Here is a 7,034-nt window from a genome sequence, read left to right as displayed (position 1 = left end):
CGGTGTTTGGGACGTAAAGCGACAGCAGTCCCAAACACCGGCCCCGCAGGCCCGTCACCGCACCCACAACAACCCAGCCCGCCGCAGGCGCAACGGCGAGACGCCCCGCGGCGCCGCAGACAGGTACGTGCGGGGCGCCGCAAAGCGCAACGGCGAGCGAGCCCCGCGGCGCCGCAGACAGGTACGTGCGGGGCGCCGCAAAGCGCAACGGCGAGCAAGCCCCGCGGCGGGACGGCCAAGTACGTGCGGCGCGCCGCAAAGCGCAACGCGGGCAACCCCGACGGCGGGACACCCAGGTACGTGGGAGGAAGGCCAAGCGCAGCGCAAGGCACTCTGAAACCTTGATATGGTTGTCCACGTCGCCGCGGGAAACGCCCCGCGAAGATCACACCTAGTCCGGGTGGCGGAATGGCAGACGCGCTAGCTTGAGGTGCTAGTGCCCTTTATCGGGCGTGGGGGTTCAAGTCCCCCCTCGGACACCACATGAGAACCCCTGGAAACCCCTGGTTGACCAGGGGTTTTCTGCATGTCTGGGGGTGCGGGAGGTGCGTCGGGGGACGGTCACCGGAGATGTCGGAAATTATCTGAAAAACCTGCCCTGGGCCTATTCCATCCTCTTTCGTCGGGAGTATCCTGAAGACCGGCCTACGGGGCGAGCGAGGGAGTCCGATTGGAGCGGACCTCGCAACGAGGACTTCGGTTCTCGCCGAGGACGTGAGTGAAGGTCGGGCTGAGAGGCTGAAAGGTCATGCGGACCGGACGGCGACCCCCAAGCACCTGATCCGGACAATGCCGGCGAAGGGAGCCCACCTCGTAGGTCTTTGATGTGCGCGCAAGGGGGCGGGGCCCCCGGGGGCGGTCAGGTGGCGCGGATCAGGTCGGCGCATTTCTCGCCGATCATCATCGTGGTGATGCACGGGTTCACGGCCGGCAGGAATGGCATGACCGAGCCGTCGGCCACCCGCAGACCGCCGACGCCCTTGACCCGCAGTTCCGGGTCGAGCGGGGCGGCCGGGTCGTCGGGAGCGCCCATGTGGACCGTGCAGGCGGGGTGGTAGACGGTGTTGTGGGTGGCGCGGACGTAGTCCAGCAGTTCCTCGTCGGACCGGGCGGAGGGGCCCGGTGCGAGTTCCGGACCGGCCCAGTCGGCCATCGGGGCCTGGGCGACGATCTCGCGGGCCAGCCGCAGGCCGTGGAGCATCACCCGGACGTCGTGCTCGTGGGTGAAGTAGCGCGGATCGACCCTCGGCTTGTCGCGGAAGTCCCGGGTGCGCAGGCGCACGGTGCCCAGGGAGCGGGCGCGGGTGACGTTCGGGGTGAGGCAGAAGGCGTTCTCCGAAGTGGGGTAGCCGCGGCGGTAGGTGTTCAGGTCGAACGGCACGGAGCCGTAGTGGAACATCAGGTCCGGGCGGTCCAGGCCCGGCTCGGTGTCGACGAAGATGCCGATCTCCCACCACTGCGTCGACGAGGTGACCATCGGCTGCTTGGCCTCCCACATGATCACGCCCTCCGGGTGGTCCTGGAGGTTCGCGCCGACACCGGGGGAGTCGAGCAGGACGTCCACGCCGACGTCGCGGAGGTGGTCGGCCGGGCCGATGCCGGAGAGCATCAGCAGCTTCGGGGTGTCGATGGCGCCGCAGGACACGATGACCTCGCGGCGGGCGCGTACGCTGTGGGTGCGGATCAGGTCGGGAGCCAGGTAGTCCACGCCGGTGCAGCGGCGGTCGGCGTCGAAGGTCAGGCGCTTGGCCTGGAGCCCGGTGCGGACGTCCAGATTGCGCCGGGTGCCCATGACGGGGTGGAGGTAGGACACCGAGGACGAGGAACGGGTGCCGTCGGGGCGGCAGTTGATCTGGAACCAGTTGGCGCCGCGGACGACCGTCCGGCCGGTGTTGAACGGGGTGGTGGGGATGCCGGACGCCGCGCACGCCTCCAGCAGGGCCACCCCGCAGGGGTCGCGCGGCGGGACGGTGCGCAGGGTGACCGGGCCGGTGCGGCCGTGGTGGTCGCCGGGTGCGTCATTGCTCTCCAGGCGGGTGAAGAGCGGGAAGGTGTCCCGGGAGTGCCAGCCCGTGCAGCCCAGCACGGCCCACTCGTCGAGGTCCTCGGCGGGCGCCCAGAAGGCGATGCAGGAATTGTGCGAGGAGCAGCCGCCCAGCACCTTGGCGCGGGCGTGCCGCATGAAGCTGTTGCCGTTCTCCTGCGGCTCGACCGGATAGTCCCAGTCGTAACCGGACTCCAGCAGGCCCATCCAGCGGTCCAGCCGCAGGATGTTGTCGTCGTCGACGTCGCTCGGGCCGGCCTCCAGCAGGCAGACGGTGACCGCGGGGTCCTCGCTCAGCCGGGCCGCCACGACCGCGCCGGCCGTGCCGCCACCGACCACGACGTAGTCGAACTCGTCCGCAGGGATCTCTTGGGACATCGGGCCGTCTCCAGTCAGGGGGTGGGGGAGGAGGGGGTACCCGGGCCGCCCGGCTGGGTGTCGTCGGGGAGCTCGGCGGCGTGCATGGCCAGCACACCGGTCTTCTTGCGCTGGACGAACCAGTAGTAGGCGAAGCCGCCGAGCGCGACGACGCCGATGAACAGGAACGCGCCCCAGCGCAGGTACCAGTGCTGCGGGCCGGTCGCGTTGTAGACCGCGGCGCGCGGCCAGGCGAGGTTGAGGGACATGCCCGCGCCCCACAGCACCGCGAGGATGTTGACCGGGAGCCCGAACTTCCCCAGCGAGAACTTGCCCTTGAGCGGTGTCCAGTTGCCGCGCAGCCGCTGCACCAGCATCGGCAGCGTCACCGCCAGGTACGCCAGGTAGATCATGATGATCGCGATGCTGGTGATCACCGAGAAGATCTGCGGCTGGTTGACGTTGAGGAACAGGATGCCGACCGCCACCAGCCCGATGATGATCGCGGGCAGCACCGGGGTCTGGAACCGCGGGCTGACCTTGGCCAGCAGCGAGGAGGCCGGCAGGTTGTTGTCCCGGGCCATGGCGAACGCCAGCCGGATGCCCGCGGTGTGCACCGCCAGCTCGCACACCGTGATCGCGATGACCACGCACCACAGCACGATCTGCCCGATCGTCGAACCGAGGGTGGCCAGCACGACGTACTGGAGGCCGTCCACCGACAGCTCCTTGGCGTGCAGGTCCGGTACGGACAGCAGGGCGAAGAGCAGGATCAGCCCGCCGATCAGGAAGGACGCGATCAGGGCCCGCAGGATCGCGCGCGGGGCGTTCCGGCCGGGGTCCTTGGACTCCTCGCCGAGCGAGGAGGCGGTGTCGAAGCCGTACATGACGTACGCCGAGGCCAGGGACGCGGTGAGGAACGCGCCGAAGTAGCCGAGGGTCTCCCCGCTGCCCAGGCCGAAGGTGTCGGTGACCGCGTCCGGCCCGCGGGTGACGTGCGCGGCGAGCAGCAGCACCAGGACGATCGCGGCGACCAGCTCGATCGCCACGCCCGCGGAGTTGATCCGGGCCATCAGCTTCACGCCGAAGGCGTTGACCAGGGTGGTGAAGGCGACCAGGACGGTGCCGAGCAGGACGGCGTTGGCGGCCGCGGACTTCCCGGTGCCGTCGCCGATGAACTGGAACCAGGAGGAGATCTGCGGCAGCGTCACCTGATAGGCCAGCGCCACCGCGGACAGCGACACCATCGAGGCGGTCAGCATCAGCCAGCCGCCGAGCCAGCCGACGTGCGGACCGCCGAGCTGCTTGGACCAGTTGTAGATCGAACCGGCCACCGGATACCGGGCGGCCAGCTCGCAGAAGCACAGCGCCACCATCAGCTGGCCGGCGAACACCATCGGCCAGGACCACCAGTAGGCCGGGCCGCCGTGCGCGATACCGAAGTAGAACAGCTGGAAGGTGCCGGTCAGGATGGAGATGTAGCTGATCCCGGCGGCGAAGGTGTGGAAGTTGCCCAGCGTGCGCTTGAGTTCCGGCTTGTAGCCGAGCTCGGCGAGCGAGGCGTCGTCGTGTGCGTGCTCGTTCCCGTGCGCTCGGCCGTTGCCGGGTTCCGGGCGGGGCGGGCCCGGCGGGGTCATTCGAACCACCTCTGCGGCCGTGGCGCGGTATTGCGCCAGACGTGCTTGGCCTCCTGGTACTCCGCCAGCCCCGCCGGTCCCAGCTCCCGGCCCACACCGGACTGCTTCATCCCGCCCCACTCCGCCTGCGGCACGTACGGGTGGAAGTCGTTGATCCAGATCGTGCCGGCCCGCAGCCGTGCGGCGACCCGGTGCGCACGCTCGCCGTCCTGCGTCCACACCGCCCCGGCCAGGCCGTAGACCGTGTCGTTGGCGAGTGAGACCGCCTCGTCCTCGTCGCGGAACCGCTCGACAGTCAGCACCGGCCCGAACGACTCGTCGCGGATCACCGACATGTCCGGCGTGCACTCGTCCAGCACCGTCGGCAGGTAGTAGTAGCCGTTCGCCAGCGACGGGTCGTCCGGCGCCGAGCCGCCGCAGAGCAGCACCGCGCCCTCGTCGAGCCCGGCCGCCACGTAGGCCTCGACCTTGGCCCGGTGCTCGGCGGAGATCAGCGGGCCGGTGCGGGCGTGCTCGTCGAAGGGCCCGCCCAGCCGGATCCGCTGGGCGCGCGAGACCAGCTCGTCCACGAACGCGTCGTGCAGCTCCTCCTGGACCAGCAGCCGGGCGCCCGCCGAGCAGACCTGTCCCGAGTGCAGGAAGACCGCGGTCAGGGCGTAGTCGACCGCGGTGTCGAAGTCCGCGTCCGCGAAGACGATGTTCGGGTTCTTGCCGCCCAGCTCGAGGGCGATCTTCTTCACCGTCGGCGCCGCCGCGGCCATGATCCGCCGCCCGGTGAGCAGCCCGCCGGTGAACGACACCATGTCCACCCGCGGGTCCTCGGTCAGCGGCGCGCCCACCACCGGGCCGGTGCCCAGCACCAGGTTGCCGGCACCGGCCGGCAGCCCGGCCTCGTCCAGCAGCCGCATCAGGTGGACGGCGGTGTGCGGGGTGAGCTCGCTGGGCTTCAGCACGAAGGTGTTGCCGGCGGCCAGTGCGGGGGCGACCTTCCACGCGGTCTGCAGCAGCGGATAGTTCCACGGGGTGATCAGGGCGCACACCCCGACCGGCTCGTGCCGCACCGTGCTGTCGGTCTCCGCGATGCCGGTGTCCACCACCCGGTCGGTGCCGCCGGCCGCGGCGAGGTTGCCGAAGTAGCGGAAGCAGTTGGCGATGTCGTCCATGTCGTACTCGCTCTCCACCAGCCGCTTGCCGGTGTCCAGCGATTCCGCCCTGGCCAGCGCGTCCTTGTCGCGCCCCAGCAGCTCGGCGACGCGGAGCACCAGCCGGCCGCGCTCGGCCGCCGGTGTGCGCGGCCAGGGACCGTCGTCGAAGGCGGTGCGGGCCGCGGTGATCGCCGCCGCGACGTCCCTCGGTCCGCCCTCGTCGACGGTCGCGACCAGCGTGCCGTCCGCCGGACAGCGGATCTCCCGCACCCGCCCGTCGGCCGCTGCGGTCCACTGACCGCCGATGAACAGCTCCGGCATGGTGGTGCCTTTCGTTCTCCGGGCGCTTACGGGGCGGCAGCGCGGGGCACGGCGGACGGGCCGGGGGCGCACTGCCACCATCCGGCCGCCGTGCGCATCTCCGTGACGATCAATACACCGAGCGTAAGACCGTCACCGCTGGTCCGCACGGTGCGAGCGGCCGGCGGGGAGCGGCGGGGACCCGGGTGGGGCCGATGGGGTGACGGCGCGGGCGGACGGGAGAATGGGGCCATGTCCAGCGCGCAGCCAGCACACGAGGAACGGCAGGCTCCGGACCCGCACGAGGAGACTCCGTACGCGGAGGCCCCGTACGAGGAGGACCCGCACGCGGAGGCCCCGTACGCGGAGGCCCCGCACGACGGGCCGCTCCCCTCGGTTCCCGATGTCGCCGGGTACCTGTCGGGACGCTGGAGTGTCGAGCGCACCGTGCACGACTTGCGGACCGGCACCGAAGGCCGCTTCCACGGCACCGCCGACTTCCGGCCCGACCCGGCCGGCGGCGCGCTGCTGCACGTGGAGGAGGGCGAGCTGACCTGGGACGGCACGGCCTACCCGGCGAGCCGGACGCTCCGCCTGCGGCCCCGCCCCGACGGCAGCGCCGACATCGACTTCGCCGACGGCCGGCCCTTCCACGACCTCGACCTCAGCACCGGACACTGGACCGCCGTCCACCCCTGCGCCGAGGACCGCTACGAGGGGACCTTCACGGTCCGCTCGGCGGACGAGTGGCACCTGGAGTGGCGGGTCACCGGCCCGGCCAAGCAGCAGCTGCTGCGCACGCGGTACCGGCGGACGGCGGGCTGAGCGCGGCGGTCCGGCCCTGCCTCCCCCCTTATCCTGAGAGCAAGCAGCCGTCCCCCGTAGTTGCGTTACGGGGGACGGCTGTGGTGTCCGGCTATCCGTCAGAGGCAGGACTTCAGGCTGCCGGTGGCGGTCACCCCGCCGCTGGTCGCGGTGTAGGTGGAGGCCAGCACCTGCGTGACGCTGAGGTTGCCGGTGCAGCTGGCGTTACCGCTCGCGTCGGCCACGGCCGTGCACACCGTGCCGCCCAGGACGGAGAAGGTCACCGTCGATCCGGGGGTCGCACCGCTCACGCTGAACGTGGCGTGGGCGAACGCCCAGGGCACCGGCGGGAAGTTCAGCGCGTAGCAGGCCGGCTTCGCCGTCAGGACGGGGATTCCCACCCCGACGTTCACCGTCGCGGTACCGGAAACGCCGGTGCAGGTGCAGGCGCCCGAAGAGGAGATCACCGTGGCGGTGACGACATTGGCGCCGGCCGGCAGCGCGCTGGTGGTCACGCTGGCCTGTCCGGAGGCATTGGTGGTCCCGACCCCCAGGGCGCCGCTGGAGGTGGAGAAGAGCACCACCGCGCCGGGTACCGGGACTCCGTTGCAGGTGACGGTGGCGGTGACGGTGACGGGCTGGCCGGCGGTCGGGTTGGCGGGGGTCGAGGAGAGGGTGACCACGCAGTTGGTCGCCGCCGTGACGTTGACGGTTGCGGTGCCGGTGACGCCGACACAGGTGCAGGTG

At 71.1% G+C, this 7,034-nt stretch carries 4 protein-coding genes, 1 tRNA gene, 1 pseudogene and 1 riboswitch; of the genes and pseudogenes, 2 read left to right on the top strand and 4 right to left on the bottom strand.

What is annotated here, in order from left to right; all coding sequences use genetic code 11:
• Positions 1–394 precede the first annotated feature (394 nt).
• A tRNA-Leu gene (locus IG62_RS0140550) sits at positions 395–482 on the top strand.
• A gap of 166 nt (positions 483–648) precedes the next feature.
• Positions 649–821, top strand: a riboswitch (TPP riboswitch).
• 38 nt (positions 822–859) lie between these two features.
• Here the strand turns inward: IG62_RS0140550 and IG62_RS0140545 are convergent.
• From IG62_RS0140545 to IG62_RS0140535, 3 genes are read right to left on the bottom strand one after another with little or no spacing between them, the layout of a single operon-like run.
• The gene (locus tag IG62_RS0140545; RefSeq protein WP_030816192.1) at positions 860–2,422 is read right to left on the bottom strand and encodes a GMC family oxidoreductase; all 1,563 of its coding nucleotides are present in this window, start codon (positions 2,420–2,422) and stop codon (positions 860–862) included.
• Positions 2,423–2,436: 14 nt separating this feature from the next.
• Positions 2,437–4,038 (bottom strand): APC family permease, encoded by a 1,602-nt coding sequence (locus tag IG62_RS0140540; RefSeq protein ID WP_030816190.1) that lies wholly within the window; start codon positions 4,036–4,038, stop codon positions 2,437–2,439.
• On the bottom strand, positions 4,035–5,504 hold the full coding sequence (locus IG62_RS0140535; RefSeq protein WP_030816189.1) for an aldehyde dehydrogenase family protein: 1,470 nt from the start codon (positions 5,502–5,504) through the stop codon (positions 4,035–4,037). Before IG62_RS0140535 ends, IG62_RS0140540 begins: the two co-directional genes overlap by 4 nt.
• A 231-nt stretch (positions 5,505–5,735) precedes the next feature.
• On the opposite strand from IG62_RS0140535, the gene IG62_RS0140530 reads away from it, so the two are divergent.
• Positions 5,736–6,308: a DUF6314 family protein gene (locus tag IG62_RS0140530; RefSeq protein ID WP_420711193.1), complete on the top strand. Its 573-nt coding sequence runs from the start codon at positions 5,736–5,738 to the stop codon at positions 6,306–6,308.
• Positions 6,309–6,406: 98 nt separating this feature from the next.
• Here IG62_RS0140530 and IG62_RS0140525 read toward each other — a convergent pair.
• A pseudogene (locus tag IG62_RS0140525) lies at positions 6,407–7,034 on the bottom strand (Ig-like domain-containing protein); the annotation flags it as partial.

It is taken from the genome of Streptomyces sp. NRRL S-337, from assembly GCF_000720175.1.
Lineage (GTDB): Bacteria > Actinomycetota > Actinomycetes > Streptomycetales > Streptomycetaceae > Streptomyces > Streptomyces siderophoricus.
The sequence above is the reverse complement of the archived record's forward strand: the minus strand, read 5'-3'. Positions and strand labels throughout refer to the sequence as shown.

Excerpts from the sequence above, each read along its gene's own strand:
- IG62_RS0140545 (WP_030816192.1), bottom strand. The coding sequence starts at position 2,422 with ATGTCCCAAGAGATCCCTGCGGACGAGTTCGACTACGTCGTGGTCGGT.
- IG62_RS0140540 (WP_030816190.1), bottom strand. The coding sequence starts at position 4,038 with ATGACCCCGCCGGGCCCGCCCCGCCCGGAACCCGGCAACGGCCGAGCG.
- IG62_RS0140535 (WP_030816189.1), bottom strand. The coding sequence starts at position 5,504 with ATGCCGGAGCTGTTCATCGGCGGTCAGTGGACCGCAGCGGCCGACGGG.
- IG62_RS0140530 (WP_420711193.1), top strand. The coding sequence starts at position 5,736 with ATGTCCAGCGCGCAGCCAGCACACGAGGAACGGCAGGCTCCGGACCCG.